Below are 23499 nucleotides of genomic sequence, written 5' to 3' on the forward strand. Positions count from 1 at the left end.
CACGTCCGACGGGCAAGAGCCTCTGAACCGGGAACACATCACGTGTTCCTGGTGAATAGGCTCGGTTCCTGAACCCGGCTTTTCGATTCCCCTTAGCGGCTGCCAGCGCAAGCCCTCTGCGCTTCCGGGGAGACAAAAAGACCCCGTCGGCCGGGAGCCTTCCCGGATACCGTCTCTGTCCCCTGCCAGAAGCAGCGGGCATACCCAAACCCGAGGAAGAACCTGGTTTTGTCCCAGAATACAGAACTTTTCCGCTAGCCTTCCCTCTCCGCCTCGGGATCATAAAATCGTTCCATGCGTCCCTCGATTTCTTCCAGCAGTAAGGAACATTCTTTTAATTCTTTCGAGAGCAGCGTCTTGTCGTCCCGCACCGCTTTATAGCACAACTGGTGCTCCATACTGGCCCAGAAGTCCATGGCCAGCGTTCGGATCTGGATCTCCACCGGATAATACTGTTTTCCTTCCGCGTGATATACCGTCACTCCCAGTACCAGATGGTAACTTCTGTAACCGTTTTTCTTCGGCTCTTCTATATAGTCCTTCTCCTTGATCATAATAATATCCATCTGCTTTTTCAAAATATTGACTATCGTATATACATCCTGAACATAAAAGCAGATTACACGGATACCCGCGATATCGGTCAGATAATCTTTCGCCGCCTCAAAACTGACCGGTATCCCTTTCCGGTCCAGCTTACCAACGATGCTGTTCAACGTCTTAATCCTGCTTTGCATACTATGTATTGGATTATGCTTGTGTCTGCGCTGAAAATCTTTATCCAGAGTCTCAAGCCACACCTGGACGATCGACACCGCGTCCTCATAGGGTTGAATAAAATCCTCGTATTCTCTTAAATCGGAGGCGATACTGCTGACATTAATCCCTGTTTCCATACGCACCTCATGTCGTTATTCTTTCTTCATTTCTTTCATACATGCGTCTTTGCGCTTATATCGGTATGGGCAGGCTTCTTTTTTTCTGCCTTGTGTCTTCTTAAAATTCCCACATGAAATTATCCTACCACTCTTCCCTAAAAAAATCCTTAATCTCAGCACAATTTAATAAAAATTTTGTAAAATTTATAATTTCTTAATAGATAAGATCTATTTGTTTTCTAATCCGCTATGAGAAGTAATAAGGAGTGCCGGTCTGCTGTTCAGACCAGGCACTCCTGTATCGATTCATATCTTAAGTGTCTCTCCTGCATCCACCTTGTCAGCTGTTCCGAATCAAGAGGAGGGCAAGCCCAGGCCATTCCGCAGCCGGCGGATAAAATCCGGGGAACGGGTATCAGCCTTCCCTCCATTTTTTCTGTTTTGCACCTCTTCTCCATAGCCATCGCATCGGCGGTCGTATGGAATGTAATCACTAATTTCATTTCTTTTTTTCTCATATCACTCCACGATAAGCTCAAACTCTGATCCCAATTGCCTCACGCTTATCTTTTTCCCCTGGCTTTTTGCATATTTCTCCACATTCATCTTCTGATGCGGTTCGGAAACCAGAATTTTGATCTTCTCTTTCGGGTTCTTTTTCACCGCTTCCATCGCCATCATCAAAGGCTCCGGACAGGATAATCCCCTGGCGTCTACCTCTACCATAACCAATTCCTCACTTTCCAAACATTTACTGTCTGTCTTCCCGTTTTCGTATGCCAAAACCGATGGCCAGCAAAATTACAATGCACAAAAGCACCGCCGCTTTACCGGCCGCAGCCGGCCCTCCGGGCGCATTGGTTTCCGCGTTGGCCGCTGCGGCGGCCAGACCGAAATTATGGCATACAGCCGCGCCCACGAACATCCCAAGAAACGTGATGGCGCTGTCTGAAGATCCCTGTCCCGCCAAAACCAGCTGTCTTAGCGGACAGCCGCCTGCCAATACCGCCGCAAATCCAACCACGTACATGCCCAGCAGGTTCCATATATGCTGCGCATGCGCCACCGGCTGCCCGGAGAAAGAAAAATGAAACCCTCCTGTGGCGATATTGTAGATCAGCATCACTACGAAGAATCCCCCGATCACCGAGATCAGGTCAAAGTTTTTGAGCAGCAGGATATCCCGTACGCTGCCCGCGAAACAAGCGCGGCTCTTCTGCGCAATAGCTCCGAACAAAAGGCCTCCGGCCAAAGATAACAGAATGGGCGCCCGCATACTTCCCGGACCGCTCTCACTGGAGGCCATGAGCGTCGTTGTCACACTGAGAAGCAGTAATCCCACGAGGATCACCGGCAGGACCCAGCCGCCGGACTTTTTTGTCTCATAGGCACGCCCCAGGCTAAAGCCTTTTTTCAGGGCCAGGCTCCCCGTCGCCACGCCGAGCACAAACCCTATCAGCGCTATGTACGCGTTCAGATCGCCCGCCGCCATACGGATCACCATGCGAAGAGGGCATCCCAGGAATACCAAGGAACCGATCATCATCAGGACGCCCAGCAGAAACCGGATCATGGGAGAGGATCCCGCGGAAGAGCGGTATTCCTTCGTTATCAGCGCGATCAGAAATGCCCCCGCTACAAATCCCACAATCTCCGGCCGGAAATATTGCACGGCTTCCGCCTGGTGAAATTTCATTGCCCCTGCCGTATCACGGATAAAACACGCCACACAGATTGCCATGTTCTTCGGATTGCCGAAATAAGCCAGCAGCGCTGCGATTCCTCCAAGCATCGCGCCGGATGCCCATAACATTTTTTTCGAACTTGTCAGATTCATATCGTCCTCCTTTTTTCGCCTGAGCTGCGATAGAATCTTGCAGGATTCCCGGAAGATCTCTTGCATGTTCTATTCCCCCCACTCAGTTTCCCTGTCCAACAAAAAAAGGCAGGTTATGCTTAATAACCCGCCCTTTCCCACAATTCTGTTATTATCATACAAAAAATACCGGTGCCTGTCCAATCGATATTACCCATAGGCTGCCATGAATTATAGAAAATATCTATAATTTCCGCATCTGCCTCCTCGGGGCCTTGATGGCAAAAGTTCAGATCCGATCTTTGCCATAGGTCATCCTCACGTAATCTGCCAGGGCGGCCGCAGCCGCGGATAATTCAATCTCTTTTTCCCATACCAGATAAAGATCCCTGTGAATGACGCCCTCCTGCAGATCGAACTGCAGGATTTTCCCCTCTTCCGTATAATCCCGGACCGCTTTTTCCGATATGATAGCCACTCCCAATCCTTTGCTGACCGACCGCTTGATCATCTCCGGATGATCCATATGAGCCGCTATATTAAGCTCCGATATATGGATTCCAAAACGCTGCAGGAACTCCTCCGTCTCCCTGCGGGTTCCGGAACCGGACTCCCGGATCAAAAAGGGGACCTCTTTTAGTTTTTGGGCCGGGAAACCGTTCTGCTGATATGTTCGATATTCCTCTGCCGGAGGGGTGATAACGACCAGCTTGTCTGTATAAAAGGGAGTGAACACACACCGGCTCTCGGGAAGTCTGGTGCCGGTGAATCCAAGCTCCGCGTCATGGCTGATAATTTTTTCCACCACACCCTGGCTGTCGCTTTGGATCACCTGGAATTTTTCATCCGGATACTGTTTCCGATACGCGCTCAGAATCTCCGGCAGTATATATTGACCCGGGATCGTGGATGCCGCCAGCGCCAGCCGCTCATTACGGCGTCTTCCCTTTAAATGGAATTCCTTTAGTATTTTTTCTTCCAGGCCCAGCATTTGTCTGGCGTACAGATAGAGCCGCTCCCCTTTGGCAGTGACAAATAGCTCTTTCGTGCTTCGGGCCAGAAGCCGGCAGCCCAGTTCTTTTTCCAGGGACTGGATATGGGCGCTCACGGTGGGCTGTGTCAAATACAACGCTTTTGCTGCTTTGGAAAAACTCTTTTGTTCCACTACGCAGACGAACGCTTCCAGTTGTTTCAGATTCATAACGCAGACACCCTTTCGCTTTCTTTCCCGTCTTTTCTCGTAATCCCCCGGGAGTCCAGATCTTCCAGCAGAATACGGATGCTCCTGCGGTTTGTTCCGAACAGATCCCGAAGTTCCGTAACGGTAATTTTCCCATTTTGTCTTAACAGGGCGGATATTTTTGCGCAGGCATCCTCATAGAGCTCCGCCAGTGTATAGCAGTCCTGCGTGAGCTTATATAACTTGCCTTTTTCCAGCTCGTCCGCGCAGATATCCAGGACCGTCTGTTCCGCTATGCCCCCAAAGTCCATATCCCTCAGGCGCACAAAGTCCATGCCGCCGGCAGTGAGATTCTCAAACAGGATGTCCGTGACCTTTTGATAGGTACCGTCACAGGGTACCTGATAGTTTTTCAGGCGGACCAGCTGTGCGCCGGTTTGTAGCCTTCCCTGGTCACTGGCCGTCTGGCAGAAGGCATCGCAGAATTCCTGGGTCATCCAGGGATCACAGCCGGTGCGCAGCTGGGCTTTTCCAATTCCCCAGCGATAGGGACGCTCCTTATGAAAACGGCTCAGATACGCTTCCGTCCGGCTGATCTGCTCCTCGTACCGCTCCCGTTCATAGAGAAAAGTCTTTGTTTTACCCTGAAGCGATACCAGATGCTCCTCTTTTTCTAAAACAGCGGCGGCATAGGCAATGCTGCTTTCATCCGCCCCAAAAGCTGCGGCCAGCTCTTGTTTTACAATAAACCCATGGGGTTGTTTTTGTATATACATCAGGATTTCCTGCGGAAAGTCCGCCGCTTCCTCCCGGCGAAACTCCTCCAGATCCTTTGGCCGGTATCTATGTTTTTTCACAGGATTCGGATCCAGTATTTCTCCGCCACCGATGGTTTCAAGGGGGGAATAGAATCGGAGAATAAAACGATCCCCTTTCAGCACCGCCAGATCTTCCTCCAAAACAAGCTGGGCATATCCGCTTTCACCGGCCGCCAGTTCTTCCGTATCCATCAGTACGGCACGGCACAATAATTTCGCAGCCCCTATATAGAGATGAAGCCTTGTGCGGTTTAAAAGCCTGCGTTTCGTATGCCGGCACATATGAATCCGCACGTCCAGAAGCCGTGTATTGCGAAGGGCTCCTTCCCTGGCGATCACCGTACCTCTCCTGATTTGGGAACATACGATGTCCGGAAGGTTCACGGCTGTGCGCTGGCCCGCGGACGCTTTTTCCATCTCCTGTCCATGTACCTGCACCCCACGTATTCTGCAGGGCAACATCTGGGGATAGAGAAACAGCCGGTCTTCCCTGGCGATCTCTCCTGACAGCAGCGTTCCCGCCGCTATGGTTCCCAGTCCTTTCTTCTGAAAAATACGATCAATAAAAAGGCGCGGGAAGGTGCTTACGTTACGAAAGAGCGGCCCCTGTCTTAAGAGCCGCTCCATCAGAATCGCCAAATCCGGTATCCCTTCCCCCGTCACGGCGGACACGTATGCCATAGGCGCGTTCGCAAAGCAGCTGCCGCTCAGCCGCTGCCGGACATCTTCTGTCACCAGATCTCTTAACTGCCTATCCACCAGGTCACACTTGCTGAGTACAATCATTCCGCGTGTGACTCCCAGCTGTTCCAGTATCTCCACATGCTCTACCGTCTGGGGCATTACACCCTCGTCCGCCGCGATCACCAGCAGCACCAGGTCGATTCCGCTGACCCCTGCCAGCATATTGCCGATAAACCTTTCATGGCCGGGTACATCGATTATCCCGACCCGATCTCCGCCGGGCAGATCAAAATATGTGAATCCCAGATCGATGGTAATTCCTCTTTTTTTCTCTTCCTCCAGCCGGTCCGTGTCCCGGCCGGTCAGGGCTTTGATCAACGCAGTTTTCCCGTGATCGATGTGACCGGCCGTTCCCACGGTCCAATAGGTCATAGGGCGATTCCTCCCAATGACTGAAGCAGCACTTGCCCCAGAATCTCGAAATCCTCCTTCAGCACCGTGCGAAGATCCAGCACCAGTTTCTCCTCCGTCACCCGGACGATCACCGGGGTACTGCCCCTGCGCAGCAGCTGTTCCGCCTCCACAACCGTTCTTCCCTTGGGCGTGAACGTGATGCACTTACTGGGAAAATATTCCTCCGGGAGAGCGCCTCCCCCCATCTGCGACATGCTATCCTCGATCTGTATTACATACTGTCCTCCCAGGGGCTTTAACATTTCTTTTAATTTCCAGGCCATCTGTTCCAATTCCGTAATCGGCCTGGTCATCATATTCAGAATCGGAATCCGGTAGCAGGCTTCCTCCTCCCGGAGATAAGCCCGGAAAGTCATCTCCAGGGCCGCCGCCGTAAATTTATCGATCCGCAGCGCCCGCATCATCGGATGCTTTTTAAGCGCAGCCACATATTTCTTACGGCCCGCGATAATACCGGCCTGGGGGCCTCCCAGAAGCTTATCCGCGCTGAAGCATACCAGATCCGCCCCCTCCTCTATGGTCTCCTGCACGGTAGGTTCGTGGGGCAATCCGTATTTACTTAAGTCCAGCAGGCTGCCGCTGCCCAGATCCACGATCACCGGCACACCCTGCTTCTCTCCGATGGAGCTTAGCTCCCTTACCGGCGTACTCTGTGTAAATCCGATGATCTTATAATTGCTGGTGTGCACTTTTAGGATGGCTCCGGTGTTCCAGGCTACCGCTTTCTCATAATCCGCAAGCCTGGTCCGGTTCGTGGTTCCCACCTCGCGCAGTGTGGCTCCGCTTTGTTCCATCACATCCGGAATCCGGAACTGGCCGCCGATCTCGATCATTTCGCCTCTGGAGATCACCACTTCCTTCCCCTTAGCCAGAGCGGTCAGGGCTAGCAGTACCGCCGCCGCATTATTATTGACGGCCACAGCGCTCTCCGCACCGGTCATCCGGCAGATCCAGGATTCAAAATGGGCACAGCGCTCTCCCCGCTCTCCGGCTTCCAGATCATATTCCAGATTCGAATACCCCGTCAGCAGATTCGAGAGCCGCTCCATCTGTTCCTGCCCAAGCGGTGCCCGTCCCAGATTCGTATGCAGTATGGTTCCGGTGGCATTGATCACCCGTTTCATTCCATAGTCCGCCATCTTTTCCGTACGCCTTCTGATCGAAAGCGGCAGATTCGTCACTTCCTCTAACATCTGTTCCTCGGCCATCCCCTGCGCGATCCGTTCCCGCAGCTTCTCCGTTTCCAGCCGGATCGCCTCCAGCACCAGCCTTCGGTCATAATCCAGCAATAAGTCCTGTATTTCCGATAGTTCCAGCAGCATATCCACCTTCGGTATGCTCCTGTACAATTCCCTCTGATCCATCTTCCGCCTCCTTTTCTATTTATCTTACATCTCTACCTTACGTCTGTGTTTTCTCAGGCCTTTCCTTTACTTCAGCCGCAGAAAGCATCCCTTATATTCCTCAACGCTTCCTATGACCGCCGCCTTCGTCCTAAGGCCTTCGTCCCGAAGCTCCTTCAGTATCTTTTCCGCGTCTTCCTCCCGCACACAGGCCAAAAGGCCTCCGGATGTCTGCGGGTCCAGCAGGATATCCTGCATATACTCTTCTTTACGCTTCACGACAGCGGTTACATCCATATCCGCCAGCAGAAAATTTCCATTCTGATATGCGCCGGCCGGGATCACCCCCATCTGCGCGTAGGCAGCCGCGCCTTCCATGACCGGAATGTAACCGGAAAACAGATCCATCGATACTTTGCTGGCCTTCGCCATCTCCATAGAATGCCCTACCAGCCCGAAGCCGGTCACATCCGTACACGCGTGCACCTCATAGCGTTCCAGCACTCTTTTCGCAGTCCGGTTCAATTCAGCCATTACCCGGACCACTTCCTCCACCTGGTCCGAAGAGGCAAGTCCGGCCTTCACCGCGGTATTCAGAATCCCGCTTCCCAGTGGCTTTGTAAGAATCAGCACATCTCCGGGTCTCGCTCCGTAATTTTTCCACAGCCTGTCCGGATGTACAAATCCGGTAACACACAATCCATACTTGGGCTCGTCGTCCTGAATCGTATGTCCGCCCACCAGTACGGCCTGCGCCTCCTGTACCTTCGAAGCTCCCCCCGCCAGTATATCCCCCAGAATACCCGGGTCCAGGCAATTAGGGAAACCTGTCACATTCAGCGCCAGCTTCGGCTCTCCTCCCATGGCATATACATCGCTCAGCGAATTAGCGGCGGCGATCTGACCGAACGTATAGGGATCATCCACAATCGGAGTAAAGAAATCGACCGTCTGAATCAACGCCAGCTCATCATTGATCCGATACACCGCGGCATCGTCCGACGTCTCCGTTCCCACGATCAAATTATCATCTGTAAATCTCGGCAGCTTGCTCAGCACCTGAGCAAGGGTCCCAGGACCTAATTTAGCCGCTCACCCAGCCGTACTGGACAGTTGGGTCAGCCTGATTTTCGTTCTGTCATCCATCGCAGATTCCCCCTTTCTTTCGTTTCTTACGTTATTTTAACACAGATGCGGTAAATTAAACACCCATTTTTGTTTTCAGCCCCCGGTTAGCCATCTGGTCCCGTGGCTTTCGCGAATCCGGATTGTACAGTCATTTACAGTATTCGCACACAAAAAAAGAGCGTTTATAACCTTCCGCTTTTTCCAGAAGGCTTGCGCTCTTTTCCATTTTATCCTTATGTGATTGACTATGCCGTGTGTGCATTCAAATCATGTCTGTGATTATCTAAGATCGTATGTACTCTTTCAACTTCATCGAGAATCAAGGTTTCTGACTTTTTGATTTCATTTCTGAGTACACGTTCCGTTGATTTAATCTGTAACTCAAGACAATCCATTCGGTCATTCATGGACTGCATGTCATCTTTTATGGACTGTATGTCATCCTTCATGGACTGCATTTCGCCCTTCATGGACTGCATTTCGCCCTTCATGGACTGCATTTCGCCCTTCATGGACTGCATGTCATCCTTCATGAACTGCATGTCGCCTCTCATCAATTGCATCTCGTTTAATAAAAGGTCAAATTTTTCACTTTCTGTCATTATCCTGATCACCTCCCCAAACAGATCTATACTACAACCACCTTATTAATGTGTTAAATTATAGCATAACGCGTATGAAAAGTCTACTCCGTTTTCGGACTAGAATTCTGAGAAACAATCGGAAATAATCGTTCGAGCTCATCGTTTTATTGTTTATCTCTGCCGTTTGGCTGCCCAATGCTTCCGCGAAAGCCGCCGCATCTTTTATATGCCCGATTCTTGTGTCAGGTGTCCTCCAAACCCGATGAGAAATTCCTGTCGGTCCTGCGGTACTATCCGGAACCATCTTAGTCCACCGCCACTGTGTAACTCATCAAAAAAGCATGGCGATATGATACACCGGAAATGCCGCGATCCAGGCAATTGCAAATTGTCCAAAAACAACTGTCAATGCCCATTTTCCGCCCAGTTCACGTTTTATAGAAGCCACCGCCGCCGCACATGGGGTGTAAAGTAAGCAAAAAACCAGAAGCGAAGCGGCGCTTGCTGTAGTCAGTGTTTCCTGCAAGGCTTGCGTTGTTCCAAATAGTACCGTAAGCGAAGAAACGACACTTTCCTTTGCCATAAGTCCTGTAACCAGAGCCGTAGATATTCTCCAGTCGCCAAAACCGATCGGCGTAAAGACAGGGGCGATAAAGCCCGCGGCCGCTGCCAAAATACTATCCCCGGAATCTGTTACCATATTAAAGCTCAGGTCAAAACTTTGCAGGAACCAGATTGCAAGTACCGCAACAAAGATAATCGTACAGGCTCTTTGAAGAAAATCTTTGGCTTTATCCCAAAGCAGCTGAGCCACATTTTTTGCGCTGGGCATTCGGTAATTTGGCAGTTCCAGCACAAAGGGAACCGGTTCTCCCTGAAACATCGTTTTCTTGAAAATGAGCGCCATCAGGATTCCCATAACAATTCCCAATACATACAGGCTTATCATAACGAGCGCACCATGCTCAGGAAAAAACAAGGCTGTAAAAAATGCATAAATAGGCAGCTTTGCCGAACAGCTCATAAATGGTGTCAGCAAAATTGTCATCTTCCGATCCCGTTCCGACGGCAGTGTCCGGCTCGCCATCACACCGGGAACTGTACATCCGAATCCAATCAGCATCGGCACAATGCTGCGGCCCGATAATCCTAATCTGCGCAGAAGCTTATCCATGATAAAAGCAACCCTGGCCAGATAACCGCTATCCTCTAAAATTGATAAGAAGAAAAACAAGGTGATGATGATCGGCAGAAAACTAAGTACACCGCCCACACCAGTAAATATGCCGTCCACGACAAGAGAACGCAATACCTCATTCACTCCCGCTGTAATCATTGCCCCGTTTACGAGGTCCGTAAGAGATGCAATACCTGCCTCCAGCAGATTTTTAAGACCCTCTCCAATTACATTAAAAGTCAGCCAAAACACCAATGCCATGATACCAATAAATGACGGAATACCTGTATATTTTCCGGTCAGGATCCGGTCCATTTTCCTGCTCCGTGTACGCTCTTTACTTTCACGGGGTTTCACAATCGTTGCATCGCAGACCTTTTGTATGTAATCGAAACGCATGGATGCAATGGCGGATGCCCGGTCAAGTCCGGTTTCCTCTTCCATCTGGCGGGAAATATGTTCCAGCGTTTCCATCTCATTCTGCGTAAGCTTCAAATATTCGAGAACTTGTCTGTCCCCTTCAAGAATCTTGCTTGCTGCAAAACGTACCGGAATATCCATGGTTTTCGCATGATCTTCTATCAGGTGCATTGCCGCATGAATTCCTCTATGTATCCCTCCTGTTGATTCATTGCAAAAATCCGCCTCTATCGGGCATTCCTGATATTTGGCAACATGTATGGCGTGTTTTACCAGCTCGTCTATCCCTTCCCCTTTCGCAGCGGAAATGGGAACGACCGGCACGCCAAGATATGCTTCCAGCTCATTTACCAGAACAGAACCGCCATTTTCCCGTAACTCGTCCATCATATTCAGTGCGATTACCATGGGCATATGGAGTTCCAACAACTGCATGGTTAAGTACAGGTTGCGTTCGATATTGGTGGTGTCGACAATATTGATGATACCCTTTGGCTTTTCCCGCAGAAGGAATTCCCGGGTTACAAGTTCTTCACTGCTATATGGCGACATGGAATATATCCCCGGCAAATCCGTCAGCAGGGTGTTGTCATACCCCCGGATCATCCCGTCTTTGCGGTCCACCGTTACTCCGGGGAAATTACCCACATGCTGATTAGCGCCAGTTAACTGGTTAAATAACGTGGTTTTCCCGCAGTTTTGATTTCCCACCAGGGCAAATGTGAGGACCGTGCTTTCCGGCAACGGTTTTTCTATCTTACGTTGGTGAAACTTTCCGCCCTCCCCGTATCCCGGATGCGGAACTATGGCTTTTGGGCGCCTGGATATGTTTTCAGGCATACCTTCATACGGATCGCTTATCAGGATTTTCTCCGCATCCTCCAAACGAATGGTCAATTCATATCCATGAATCCGAAGCTCAATTGGATCTCCCATCGGCGCATACTTCACTACGGTCACTAAAGCTCCCTGAATCAATCCCATATCCAGTAAATGCTGCCGCAAAGCGCCGCTCCCTCCAACAGAAAGAATCGTTGCCGTATATCCAATATTTAAACTCCTTAACGTCATATGTTTCACCCTTTCATTAAGTTAGTTATCTCTAACCATTTTACATATTTGTAGGTCTGTCTATTTTCCAGCAGCCATTTCATATCAAGTAAATGAGTACAGGCAAGCCGATACCTGTACTCATCTATTTAAAGATTATGAACACGCAGGGCGCGGATCGCATTAAGAATAGCCAGAATCATCACACCCACGTCTGCAAAGACCGCATACCACATATTCGCAATTCCCACGGCTCCCAGAGCGAGACATGCAAATTTAATAATAAGAGCAAAGCTGATGTTCTGGTACACAATCCGGATACATTTTCGGGAGATTTTGATCGCCTTGGGAATCTGTAAGGGATCATCGTCCATCAGCACCACGTCCGCCGCTTCAATGGCTGCGTCGGAACCCATCGCGCCCATAGCGATGCCAATGTCTGCGCAGGTCAGTACCGGAGCATCGTTGATTCCATCGCCCACAAACGCCAGCTTCTCTTTTTCGTGTTTCACATTCAGCAGCTCTTCCACCTTAGAAACCTTGTCGGCCGGTAACAGCTCGCTGTACACCTCATCGATTCCCAAAGAACCGGCGACCTGCTCCGCCACACGTTTCGCATCACCGGTCAGCATTACCGTCTTTTCCACCCCGGATTTTTTCAGTTCTGCGATTGCCTCTTTAGAGTGAGGTTTTACGATGTCGGAAATCACAATATGGCCGGCGTACTCGCCATCTATCGCCATGTGGGCAATTGTGCCTACGGAATGGCATTCATAATACGGGATGCCCAGCTTTTTCATCAGCTTGTCGTTGCCAATGGCAATAGCTTTGCCGTCCACCCTGGCCGTTATGCCATATCCTCCGATTTCTTCAACATCCGTTACACGGCTTAAATCGATTTCCCTGCCATAAGCCTTTTGTAAACTCTTACTGATCGGATGAGAGGAAGCGCATTCGGCCAGCGCCGCGTATTCCAGTATTTTCGCATTCTCTATTTCATTGTGATGTACGCCGCTCACCTCAAACACGCCTTGCGTCAGTGTGCCGGTCTTATCAAAGACCACATATTTTGCATGTGATAAAGTTTCCAGATAGTTGGAGCCTTTTATCAATATTCCCTCCCTGCTGGCGCCGCCGATCCCGGCAAAGAAGCTTAACGGGATACTGATAACCAGGGCACAGGGACAGCTGATAACGAGAAATGTCAGGGCGCGGTAAATCCAGACACTAAAATCTGCGGGCGCGCCTGTCATCATTTGAACTAGAGGAGGCAGGAACGCAAGCGCCAATGCGCTGTAGCAGACGGCAGGCGTATAAACCCTGGCGAACTTGGATATAAAATCCTCTGATTTGGATTTGCGGGAGCTTGAATTTTCCACCAGTTCCAAAATCTTAGAAACTGTAGATTCTCCGAATTCCTTCGTGGTCCGGATTTTCAATACTCCGCTCATATTGATACAGCCGCTGATAATCTCATCGCCCGCTTTCGCGTCTCTTGGCAGGCTTTCACCGGTAAGCGCGCTGGTATTTAAGCTGGAACTGCCTTCTATAATCACCCCGTCCAAAGGGACCTTTTCCCCGGGCTGTACCACGATGACGCTGCCGATACCCACTTCATCCGGATCAACCTTTACAAGCCGGCCGTTTTCTTCCACATTGGCGTAGTCCGGCCGGATATCCATCAGGGCGCTGATATTTTTCCGGCTTTTGCCGACGGCGTAACTCTGGAAAAGCTCACCGATCTGATAGAATAGCATTACGGCGATCGCCTCGTTGTAATCTCCGCTTCCTGAATAAATAGCTAAAGCAAACGCGCCGACAGTCGCCACCGCCATCAAAAAATTTTCGTCAAATACCCTGCGGTTCCAGATTCCTTTGCCGGCTTTTTGTAAAATATCATAACCGATAATCAAATAGTCGATCAAATACAATGCCAGGCGCAGCGGACCGGCAACCGGAATAACATTCAATACGGCCAGCATGACAGCCGCTATCAGAATACGCGCCAGCATCTTTTTTTGTTTCTTGTTCATGGTACCCCTCTCTTTCCTGTTCACTAGATGGCAATCTCGCAATCGGGTTCTACCTTTTTGCAGGCTGAGAGCACATTCCGCATAACCGCCTTCGGTTCCTGTCCTTCCTCAAATTCCACTATCATCTTCTGTGTCATAAAGTTGACAACCGCAGAGGTTACGCCGGCGGTCTTTCGGGCGGCCTCCTCCATCAGATTCGCACAGTTTGCGCAGTCTACCTCAATTTTATAAGTTTTTTTCATGGTAAATACCCCTTTCAGAATTTAACTTTTATATTTAGACAATTAATCACTTGTTTAATTATCATGAATGAAGTATAATACAACTGAAATTACAAGTCAATCACTCTCCGGTAATCGCTGCCGAATGGGCTAAAATCGTTTCTAATTAGATTAAAAGGAGGCTTTTCTATGGATCTAATCCGTCTGCCGCACCATCACGGCACGCAGGACACCACCATTCAATTACAGGAACCGCTCTCTCAAATCGACCATTTTTATACCGTTTCCGAAATATTCAAACAATTAGGGGATACCACCCGAATCCGTATCTTCTGGCTTTTATGCCACTGCGAGGAATGTGTCATCAATATTTCCGCCATGATGCAGATGTCAAGTCCTGCGGTCTCTCATCACCTGCGCCCGCTGCGAGCCGGCGGCCTGATTATCAGCCGCCGTGTAGGAAAGGAAGTTTATTACAAGGCCGCCGATACCGAACAAAGCCGTCTGCTGCACCAGATGATAGAAAAACTGATGGAAATCACATGCCCTGATTAGAATAGGAGACTCAATATGACACACAGCTTAGAGCAAATAGAACAGAAACTATCCCTGCTTCATAACGGAAGTCAAATGGACACCTTCCATCTCTATCACGGAATAGAACTGTCTTACCTTATTCTCAAATCCGATAAAATCACGCTTCCCCATGATGCAATGTGCCATATCCTGGAGATTAATTATTGCAAAGCCGGCCGTATGGGCTGGAAAATGAATAACGGGAATACGGTATACCTGGGGCCGGGCAATTACAGCCTGCATACTATGGATGTATGTGCGCATTCAGTCATGACCTTGCCCAATGGTTATTATGAAGGCTTAACGCTTTTCATTAACCTGGACGTTCTCTCCAAGGATCCCCCGGAACTGTTGGCGGACACCGGAATCACCGGCGAGTTTTTAGTCCGCAAATTTTGCAAAAGCGGTATCCTGCCCTCCTTTGCCGGAAACGCACAGACGGAATCTATTTTTTCCGGTTTCTACGAGCAACCGGAATCCTTTCGTTCCCCTTACCGGAAATTAAAAGCACTGGAGCTTTTACTATACCTGGGCAAATGTAATTTTACTGTCAACGAGCACTTAGCCGACTATCAGGCCGATCAGGTCGAGATCATCCGGAATATCCATGAACAGCTCACCAGACATGTGGACCAGCATTTTACCATCGAGTCCCTGGCGAAACAATATTTGATCAATCCGACTACTTTAAAGACCGTATTCAAAGCCGTTTACGGAAATTCCATCGCCGCCCACACAAGGGAACACCGGATGGAACAGGCCGCCAAGCTCCTGCTTGAAACAAACGACAGTATCTCCCGGATAGCGCAGGCTGTGGGGTACGGAAATCAAAGCAAATTTACAGCCGCGTTCAAAGAATACTTTCAAGTACTTCCGACGGAATACCGTAAGCACCATCACCAGGCTTAAAATCGTTTCCATAAAAAATCGTTCCTGTTTTTTCATCGGGAAGCTAACTCCATCTGCCGTAATCAAAACTTCCACGTCCAGTGGAAGTTTTATTTGATAGTACATAGACGATACGGTATAATCTCACTATAATATGATATCTATCAAATGTTTTAATGAGATTGTCATGCTGTTAGGAACAGCGTAATGGAAAATTATATTCAATCGTTTACCGCAAATTTATCAGCACTAAGGAGAGAATTATGAAAATGAAGAAGTTTATAAAGCGTATTACCGTTCTTGGAATGGTGGCAGCCCTGATTGCTTCCGGGCCGGTCTTAAATGTCAGGGCAGCGCCAAATGGTAATCCCGGAGAGAAAGATTCAGTGGAAATGCCGGAGTTGATTGAGATAGACCAAAGTTATGCTTCCGGCGGAATTACCCCTACAGTCTTCAAGGATTCTTACAAAAATACCAGGTACCGCAGCAGGGCCGCACTTCCTGCGCAATATATTTTGAGTACACATGGCAAATCTACAACCGTAAAAAATCAGAATCCATGGGGTTCCTGTTGGGCTTTTGGGGCATTGTCCTCACTGGAAAGCAGCCAGCTTACCGATAATACCAATAGTGCGGCCGAAGCAGATCCGGACTATTCAGAACGGCAGCTGGCATGGTTTGCCTATGAACCGCAGACCGCAGACAGTATAAAAGTCAGTGCGGCAAATTCTGACCAGGCTGGAGAGGGCGCGTCATATATCACGGTCGACCGTCTGGATAGGGGCGGCAATATGCCTCAGGCAACCGCGCTTTTGTCTACCTGGCAGGGGGCAGCATTAGAGGCAGATGTGCCATACAAGAATGAAGCGGGTACTACGGACAGGTCAGGCACATGGGATGTGGCTGCAGCAAGCAGGAATCTTTCTGCCGTACATCTTCAAAATGCGGACTTTCTGGCAAGTCCTGCAACCTTTGATAAATACGACGATGAAACCGGACTTCCGTCGGCAGATGCCGCTTACACTCATGACGAGGCGGCTACAGCCGCTATTAAGACAGCAATCATGAACCACGGAGCAGTAGCTATAGCCTATTTTGCAGACCAGTCAACACCGGATGGCGCACAGAACGGCGACTATTTCAATTACAAGAATTATTGCCAGTATGTAGACGTGCTGAACCGTGATACAGTTCAGAACCACGGAGTCAGCATTGTGGGCTGGGACGATGATTATCCCAGTGCGAATTTCAAGACAGGAAAGCAGCCGAAAGGCAACGGCGCATGGCTTGTGAAAAACAGTTGGAGTGACTCATGGGGACTGGACGGATACTTCTGGCTTTCCTACTATGACAGGACTATTGACCAGGTAACCAGCTTTCAGGGGGAAAGTATAGACAACTATGACAACATCTACCAGTATGATTATCTGGGACTTGCCAGCGTTATGCAGTTTGGAGCGAATACGATCGAGAAAGGGGTAGCCAATGTATTCACTGCGAAAGGAAATGAGGAACTTCAGGCAGTATCTGCAGTCACACTGGCGCCCGATTCCACTGTATCTGTAAAAATTTATAAAATTCCGTATGGGGCAACTGAGCCGGTGCCGGCTGATGCGGAATTAATCGCAGAACAATCCGAGACGATTGCGTACAGCGGTTATCATACGATAAAACTGGATACGCCCGCAGCCATTGCGGCCGGAGAGAAATTCTCCGTGGTACAGTTCATTAAAGGCGGGGACCACAAATGGTATACTCCGGTAGAAATTGGTGCGGATTCCGCTTCACAGATAGCGGTATGTAATCCGGGAGAAAGTTATATCATTCAAGGCAGTGTGTCTTCAGATATGGCGGACGAGAGTTGGAAGGGACTGTCCTTTGGCAATGCTATGATTAAGGCTTTTACCAAGGATGCAGAGCCGGAATCAGAAGCTCCGGCCGTATCTGCCTTCAAATATCAGGCATACGACAATACCGATGCAGCGCTTGGAAATGAAGAAACCATAAATGTTGCGGCAGAAAGCAGCGGCATAACCAATATTCCGCTTCCCGCAGCAACTTCTTATATTAAGATTACCGCTGTCACACTGTCGGACAGTGCGGACCCTGCCGTTCAGGCAGCAATCACAGTCAAGGGCAGGGCATATAATTTGGGAGATAAGATTGCCCGTACAGATTTTATAATGCTCGGAGATGATTCACCGATTGTATTTACAACCAAGTCTGTTCCCCTGGGTACGAATACGAAGGCGTGGGGATTTGATTTTAGCCCGGCGTCACTTGAACTGAAAGCAGACAACGGCAATGTGGCAGTATCAGATGCCAACGCTTATTTACCGGCCAATGCTGTCTTGACTGCAGATGCTGTAACAGCAGGTGGAGATTTTGAGGCAGTGATGACTGCACTTAAGCCTTACGGCGCTGAAAACCAGTTTTATCTTTATTTTCTGGCGCTTTCACCGGCTCTGAAGAGCGGAGAAACTGTGAATCTGGCGATTACGCCAAAAAGTGGATATGACAATGATGAAAAAACTAAATTATACTATGCCACCAGCGAATCCGGGAGCATGGTCCTGACAGAGGTTGCGGATTTGTCTGCAAATACCGGGGTTCTCCGGGCAGATGTATCTAGGATGGGATATTATGCTGTGGCCCGTGTAAAAGATGCACCGGCGGTTCCTACTCTGGAGAAGATTACCTACAGCCAAGGCAGAACACTTTCAGATGTAACTCTTCCCACAGTGGACGGCGGAAGCTGGAGCTGGGACAATGAAGCAACAGTGCCCCAGGTAAACACAGCTTCTTATCCGGCTACTTTTACACCGGACCACGAAAGCCAGTACCGTACATATCATGCAGACATTGCTCTCCAGGTGGAGAAAGCCACTCCGGATCTCAGCGGAATCACCAGCAGCCCGGCGGTCTATGGGACGAAGCTGAACGGTTTTCCAGTAAGCGGAGCCGGCCTTGACAATGGTCATGCTGTTTCCGGGACTATGAGTTGGAAGACTCCGGATGTATATCCGGAATGTGGAAGTACAACAGAGTATGAATTTGAGTTTGTGCCCAATGATACAGATAATTATAATCATGCATCAGGTACCATGACGCTGGCTGTCAACAAAAAAGCTGTGACAGTAGCGGCGAAAGATGCAAAGAAGTTTTATGGTGATGCCAATCCGGAATTCTCTCTTAGCATACCGGACGGAACACTGGTGGGAGATGACACGGCGGCAGATCTGGCTGTAACGCTCAGTTGTACAGCGAATGAGACAACCTCAGTAGGCAATGTGGCCATTACCGGAAGTTCAGCGGCAGCAAATTATGATGTGACAGTGACAGACGGTGCGCTTTCTATTAAGCCGCGGGCGATTGGGGTTAAGGCAAAGGATGTTATCATAAACTATGGGGACGCATTTCCGGGCAGTTATGAGGTGGAAGTGACCAATCTTGTACCGGGAACAGACCAAAGTGCAATCGGTTTGACTGCTGATGTTGAGCCTCAGAATGTACCGGACGGTAATTTGGCGGGTACTTATACTCTGAAAATGAATTCTGCTTCTGTAACAGATACCAATTATACAGTCGGGAGTCTGTTTGACGGGATACTGACGATTAAGGAGGGCGTAGTAAGTAAAGTAAAGAACGAATCCGGTATTCCAGACTCCATTGCCGGACACTTTGAGGCTTCCGGAAACCTTACAGGCGATGAGATTCTGTTGATTACGGATAGTGCAGATAAGACAGTGCAAAACGCATTCCAAAATATGGTGAAAGACGGCCAGGTGCTTAGTTCCCTTTTTGGTGTCACTCTGAAAAAGGCAGACGGTAAGACCGATGCAGTATTGAAAGGTGCACTTACTGTTACGATTCCGGTAGACGCAAAATACAATGGAAAACAGATTACTGTTTTACACTATGTGAAAGCAGGCAGTTTAACAGCAGAAAATGTGAAGGCGGATCAAGATACTATTGATGCATACCGCAATCTGACAGTAACAGACGGCAAGGTTCAGGTAAGAGTATACTCCCTGTCTCCGTTTGCGTTGATTCTGCCCAAGGATGCTGATACCCCCGGCGGAACCGATACACCTTCTTCCGACCGCACTAACAGGAAGCCGACAGTGACAAGCAATAAAGTAGACAGTGCCATGACAGGTGATACGGCGCCGCTATCCGTGCTATTCATCGCGGCTGCGGCTGCGCTGCTTGCCGTCGTTGGGATATTAGTTTTCAAGGTGAGAAGACGCAGAAAATTATAAATACATTCACATTTATAAACCAGAGGCTTTTGCAGATTAGCTGATTGAACACTATAATATGCTCCCCTTCTAGGCAGACGAGTGAAATAATAAAAACTTGCTGCTTAGGAGGGGGCATATTTTATGTCTAAAGAAAATACTGGAGGCCTTTCGGAATTGGCTGCACAACAATGGATGGCAATTAAATAATAGGAACGTCCTGGCAGCGCGTATCAAATCAACAGATCAGATTGGAATTGTGCCTGACGGTGTTATGCCCTTTTATTTTGAAAGCTATATCCCCGAAGAAAACATTTTAGTGCCACTTCCGTTGAATGATCTCACTTTTTAGAAATAACTTATTCTTCGGCGTCGCCTTGATAGGGTGAAGCTTTCCACGCCGGGTCAGATCCTCGATATTCTGTCTGGAGCATTCCAGCAGTTCAGCAGCTTCCGTGGTATTGACTACACGGTTCTCTACAAAGTTGAGAAAATCCTCCAAAGAAAGCGGTACGATCTTTCCCCCGTCATACAGCGCCGTATCCGGCACATTTAGGTTTTCACCCCAGCAAATGCCATAGCCGCCGGTTTGGACGGATACCCTTTGAAAAAGCTCCTCGCTTTTCAGCACCGGCGCAAACGATACGTCCTTTTCCAATATCACATTTCCATCGTATTTTTTGACAGTCCCATCACGGAAGAATATCAGCAGATGTTTTCCCGCAAGGGGAATAACATCCTCTACCCTCTTCTCGAAACGAATCAATACAGAATCGGGCAAATCGCTTTCTGTTACGGGAACAAGATAGTAATCATCCTGTGCACAGCGGCCACTCCCCAGCATCAATAGCTCAAACTCATCATAAGAATCGAGATGATTCTCTTTTAGTATCTGCCCTAAATTCTGCCGGTCCGACGGGACAATACGCTGCTGTACCCAAAGCCTGCTCCAGTACGCGTTCACCGTCCGTTCGCCTCGTTGCAAAAAGGAAGAAAGTAACAAGGGTGTTTCCCATGGATCCGCATCATCCGGTAACTCAATGTAGAAACGTTTGTCCATCTCATAATAAATGAGCCAGGCGAGCGTCCTTTTTGTGGTGTCCGTCTCATCTTTGACCGCAAAGATTTTCATATTCCAGCCACCTCCCCCACAGCATCTCCCATATCTTATCCAGCCATACCGAACCAATGGCGTCTTCGAGACCGGCAAAAAGAATCTCCCGGTCTCTTTCCTGCAATGGTTGCAGAGTTGGAATTTGGTCAATTGGTATCAATTTTAAATTCTCCCAAGACGAACGAGAACCGACAAAACACTGAACCGGCTTATCCTCCAGGACCTGTACTGCTCTCACGGCGCTTGTGTCCTGACAATTGAAAATTAATGACAGGCCATGATCAAAGAGCGGAGCGAGCCGCACCGTTTTCTTTTTTGAATTTCTCAAAACTTCAATATTGGCGCCATGCCGGTCACGGTTCAAAATCAAAAAATCCACCGCAAGCATCTGCCAAATATACTCCTTCCAGCCATTGCGAATACAGAATTCGAGCGGACCTTCCCCTGCCAGGCGTTCCGCCTGATAGAAGGCATCCAGCGCCAGCTTACTTTCGCCACGCTGCTTAAAATCCCTTGATGCACAAAGCCATGTGGTGTATGGCTGGTCATCGATCCGGATATCCGCATGGATCAACTGATAAGGCAAATGCTCTATGCCAAGTATCGTTAAAAGACGGTCAACAATGATTTCATTGACACACTCATGGCCTACGATTCCCTTGACCGAGTCATAATTAGAAAGCTTATAATACGTCTTCACTCCATCCAAATCGGAATACGCCTTGAGAAAAGAACCTGCTGTTCCGGACGAGTTGCGAATTTTTGACCACGACAGCCATGTCAGATCCTGCTTGTCGCCGATAATTTGCTTCTGCATGAGTATACCCTCCTTGCTATATTATACTTATTTACTTGTCATACGTCAAGTACATCCCTAAATTTTTTACAAGAGTTGTGGGTAGAAACAGCCTTTTACCCCGATTTTAACCCAAAACGCCCAAAAGTTGTCTTTGAAATTAGATGTCAAAAACCCGCAACAGCCCAGTATTGCTGCGCCTTTGCGGGTTCTCCTTAACCTAATTTTTTTACTTACACTACGAGCATCGCGTCCCCGAACGAAAAGAACCGATACTTCTCCTGTACCGCCTCCTCATACGCGTGTAGCACATTCTCCCTGCCTGCCAGCGCCGAAACCAGCATAATCAGAGTGGACTTCGGGAGATGGAAATTTGTGATAAGGGCATCCAGGATCTTAAACCGGTATCCGGGATAGATAAATATATCGGTCCAGCCGCTGCCGCTTTTGAGAAGCCCGCTCTCATCCGCCGCAGACTCAAGCGTTCTGCAGCTGGTAGTCCCCACAGCGATCACCTTACCCCCTCCGGCTTTTGCCGCATTAATTTTATCCGCTTCTTCCGGCTCGATCCGGTAAAATTCCGAATGCATATGGTGTTCGAGAATATTGTCCACTTTCACCGGACGGAATGTCCCCAATCCCACATGAAGCGTCACATGGGCGATCAAAACCCCCGCCCGTTCAATCTGTTCCAGCAATTCCGTAGTAAAATGAAGTCCCGCGGTGGGCGCAGCCGCAGATCCTTCATGTTTGGCATAGACCGTCTGATACCGGTTCTTATCCTTCAGCTCATGCGTAATATAAGGCGGCAGAGGCATCTGCCCCAGCTGATCCAGAATCTCCTCAAAGATCCCCTCATAAGAAAACTGAATCAAACGATTCCCTTCCTCTTCCACCCCGATCACTTTTCCTGTCAAAAGCCCTCCGCCAAAAGAGATCTCCGCCCCCACACGGGCCTTCTTCCCTGGCTTCACCAGAGTCTCCCACACATCATTCTCCCGGCGTTTCAGAAGAAGCACTTCGATCCCTGCTTCCGTTCCGACCTTATTACCCATCAGTCTGGCCGGAATCACCTTCGTATCATTAATCACCAGGCAGTCACCCGGATGCAGAAAAGAAAGGATATCCCGGAACATCCGATGTTCCACCTCTCCCGTCTCCTTATCCAAAACCAGAAGCCTGGAGCCCGCCCGGTCCTCTAAAGGATCCTGCGCGATCAGTTCCTGTGGTAAATTAAAATCAAATTCATCTAAATGCATCGTGATCTCCTCATCTATCAAATCCTGTGCGTTCAGCACAAGACCTCATCATCCAATAAATTATCTCCATCCGCCGCGCTGGTAGCCAAAAAATCACAGCGTTCATTTTCCGGATGTCCATCATGTCCCTTCACCCAGATATACCGCACCACATGCGGCTCCATCGCCTTCAAAAGCCTCTTCCACAGATCCACATTTTTCACCGGCTCATTGCCGCTGCGTTTCCAGCCCTTCTTCAGCCAGCCGTCGATCCATCTCTGATTAAAAGCGTCCACCAGATACTTAGAATCCGAATAAAGATCCACCGTACAGGATTTCGTAAGAGCCTCCAGCCCCACGATCGCCGCCATAAGCTCCATCCGGTTATTCGTAGTCTTCTTATATCCTCCGCTATATTCCCTCTTATGCAGGTTCCCCTGAGAATCCTGAAAATGTATCACCGTGCCATATCCTCCCGGTCCGTCCGGATTTCCCCTGGCCGAGCCGTCCGTATAAATATCCACATGCATTCCTTCATTCACCTCTTCCAACGTCTTCCATGATTGTATCATTAAGCTTATCACTTCTCAAGCCCCTTTTCTTTTTCACTTTAGGGGCCTACACTATTCTACTATGGGCCGGAGAGGGAAGCGGCGGGGGACGACAGCGGGAGCGGGAGCCCTGCATATCGGGCGTAGAATCGCTTCGGACAGGCCTAAGAACGGGTAACTCCGATGGCGGGAGAACCTCTTATTAGCAGGGCCCGGAACAAACTCGCCAAAAAACGGCTCGGACAGTGTTCCGGGCCCTGCGAGGTTCTCCCATCATCTGCGTAACCCG

19 protein-coding genes are annotated in these 23499 nt (G+C 49.2%); 3 read left to right on the plus strand and 16 right to left on the minus strand.

Annotated features, from left to right (window positions below):
* Positions 1–254 precede the first annotated feature (254 nt).
* From KTH89_RS20455 to KTH89_RS20510, 12 genes are all read right to left on the minus strand, one after another.
* Positions 255–896: a GTP pyrophosphokinase gene (locus KTH89_RS20455; protein WP_158344419.1), complete on the minus strand. Its 642-nt coding sequence runs from the start codon at positions 894–896 to the stop codon at positions 255–257.
* A gap of 263 nt (positions 897–1159) precedes the next feature.
* Positions 1160–1396, minus strand: a complete 237-nt coding sequence (locus KTH89_RS20460; RefSeq protein WP_238722925.1) for a DUF3343 domain-containing protein — start codon at positions 1394–1396, stop codon at positions 1160–1162.
* Position 1397: 1 nt separating this feature from the next.
* Positions 1398–1604: a sulfurtransferase TusA family protein gene (locus tag KTH89_RS20465; protein ID WP_238722926.1), complete on the minus strand. Its 207-nt coding sequence runs from the start codon at positions 1602–1604 to the stop codon at positions 1398–1400.
* A 25-nt stretch (positions 1605–1629) separates the two neighbouring features.
* Positions 1630–2715 carry a YedE family putative selenium transporter gene (yedE, locus tag KTH89_RS20470; RefSeq protein WP_238722927.1) on the minus strand — a complete coding sequence of 362 codons (1086 nt, stop codon included), beginning with the start codon at positions 2713–2715 and terminating at the stop codon, positions 1630–1632.
* Positions 2716–2983: 268 nt separating this feature from the next.
* A complete protein-coding gene (locus KTH89_RS20475; protein ID WP_238722928.1) occupies positions 2984–3895 on the minus strand; it encodes a selenium metabolism-associated LysR family transcriptional regulator in 912 nt (303 codons plus the stop codon).
* Positions 3892–5808, minus strand: coding sequence for a selenocysteine-specific translation elongation factor (selB, locus tag KTH89_RS20480; RefSeq protein ID WP_238722929.1), 1917 nt, complete (start codon positions 5806–5808; stop codon positions 3892–3894). The genes KTH89_RS20475 and selB overlap by 4 nt, the downstream gene beginning before the upstream one ends.
* A complete protein-coding gene (gene selA, locus KTH89_RS20485; RefSeq protein ID WP_158344414.1) occupies positions 5805–7214 on the minus strand; it encodes an L-seryl-tRNA(Sec) selenium transferase in 1410 nt (469 codons plus the stop codon). Before selA ends, selB begins: the two co-directional genes overlap by 4 nt.
* A 66-nt stretch (positions 7215–7280) precedes the next feature.
* Positions 7281–8339, minus strand: coding sequence for a selenide, water dikinase SelD (gene selD, locus KTH89_RS20490; protein ID WP_238722930.1), 1059 nt, complete (start codon positions 8337–8339; stop codon positions 7281–7283).
* Positions 8340–8566: 227 nt separating this feature from the next.
* Positions 8567–8923 carry a hypothetical protein gene (locus tag KTH89_RS20495; protein ID WP_238722931.1) on the minus strand — a complete coding sequence of 119 codons (357 nt, stop codon included), beginning with the start codon at positions 8921–8923 and terminating at the stop codon, positions 8567–8569.
* Between the two features lie 313 nt (positions 8924–9236).
* On the minus strand, positions 9237–11573 hold the full coding sequence (gene feoB, locus KTH89_RS20500; protein ID WP_238722932.1) for a ferrous iron transport protein B: 2337 nt from the start codon (positions 11571–11573) through the stop codon (positions 9237–9239).
* Between the two features lie 128 nt (positions 11574–11701).
* Positions 11702–13585: a heavy metal translocating P-type ATPase gene (locus KTH89_RS20505; RefSeq protein WP_238722933.1), complete on the minus strand. Its 1884-nt coding sequence runs from the start codon at positions 13583–13585 to the stop codon at positions 11702–11704.
* A gap of 23 nt (positions 13586–13608) precedes the next feature.
* Entirely contained in the window at positions 13609–13827 is a 219-nt protein-coding gene (locus KTH89_RS20510) for a cation transporter (RefSeq protein WP_158344409.1), read from the minus strand.
* A 168-nt stretch (positions 13828–13995) separates the two neighbouring features.
* Here KTH89_RS20510 and KTH89_RS20515 point away from each other — a divergent pair, with 168 nt between their 5' ends.
* The 3 genes from KTH89_RS20515 (at position 13996) to KTH89_RS20525 (ending at position 19532) form a co-directional block, all read left to right on the plus strand.
* Positions 13996–14361, plus strand: a complete 366-nt coding sequence (locus KTH89_RS20515) for an ArsR/SmtB family transcription factor (RefSeq protein WP_158344408.1) — start codon at positions 13996–13998, stop codon at positions 14359–14361.
* A gap of 15 nt (positions 14362–14376) precedes the next feature.
* Positions 14377–15291 carry a helix-turn-helix transcriptional regulator gene (locus KTH89_RS20520; protein ID WP_238722934.1) on the plus strand — a complete coding sequence of 305 codons (915 nt, stop codon included), beginning with the start codon at positions 14377–14379 and terminating at the stop codon, positions 15289–15291.
* A gap of 242 nt (positions 15292–15533) precedes the next feature.
* A complete protein-coding gene (locus KTH89_RS20525; protein ID WP_238722935.1) occupies positions 15534–19532 on the plus strand; it encodes a lectin like domain-containing protein in 3999 nt (1332 codons plus the stop codon).
* A gap of 295 nt (positions 19533–19827) precedes the next feature.
* On the opposite strand, the gene KTH89_RS20530 is transcribed toward KTH89_RS20525, so the two are convergent.
* From KTH89_RS20530 to rnhA, 4 genes are all read right to left on the minus strand, one after another.
* Positions 19828–20643 carry a DUF2442 domain-containing protein gene (locus tag KTH89_RS20530; RefSeq protein ID WP_238722936.1) on the minus strand — a complete coding sequence of 272 codons (816 nt, stop codon included), beginning with the start codon at positions 20641–20643 and terminating at the stop codon, positions 19828–19830.
* Positions 20618–21442, minus strand: a complete 825-nt coding sequence (locus tag KTH89_RS20535) for a hypothetical protein (RefSeq protein ID WP_238722937.1) — start codon at positions 21440–21442, stop codon at positions 20618–20620. Before KTH89_RS20535 ends, KTH89_RS20530 begins: the two co-directional genes overlap by 26 nt.
* Before the next feature lie 212 nt (positions 21443–21654).
* Entirely contained in the window at positions 21655–22680 is a 1026-nt protein-coding gene (gene queA / locus KTH89_RS20540) for a tRNA preQ1(34) S-adenosylmethionine ribosyltransferase-isomerase QueA (protein ID WP_158344501.1), read from the minus strand.
* Between the two features lie 32 nt (positions 22681–22712).
* Entirely contained in the window at positions 22713–23189 is a 477-nt protein-coding gene (gene rnhA, locus KTH89_RS20545) for a ribonuclease HI (RefSeq protein ID WP_158344499.1), read from the minus strand.
* Positions 23190–23499 lie beyond the last annotated feature (310 nt).

Source organism: Diplocloster agilis (assembly GCF_019042275.1).
Classification (GTDB): Bacteria; Bacillota; Clostridia; order Lachnospirales; family Lachnospiraceae; genus Diplocloster; species Diplocloster agilis.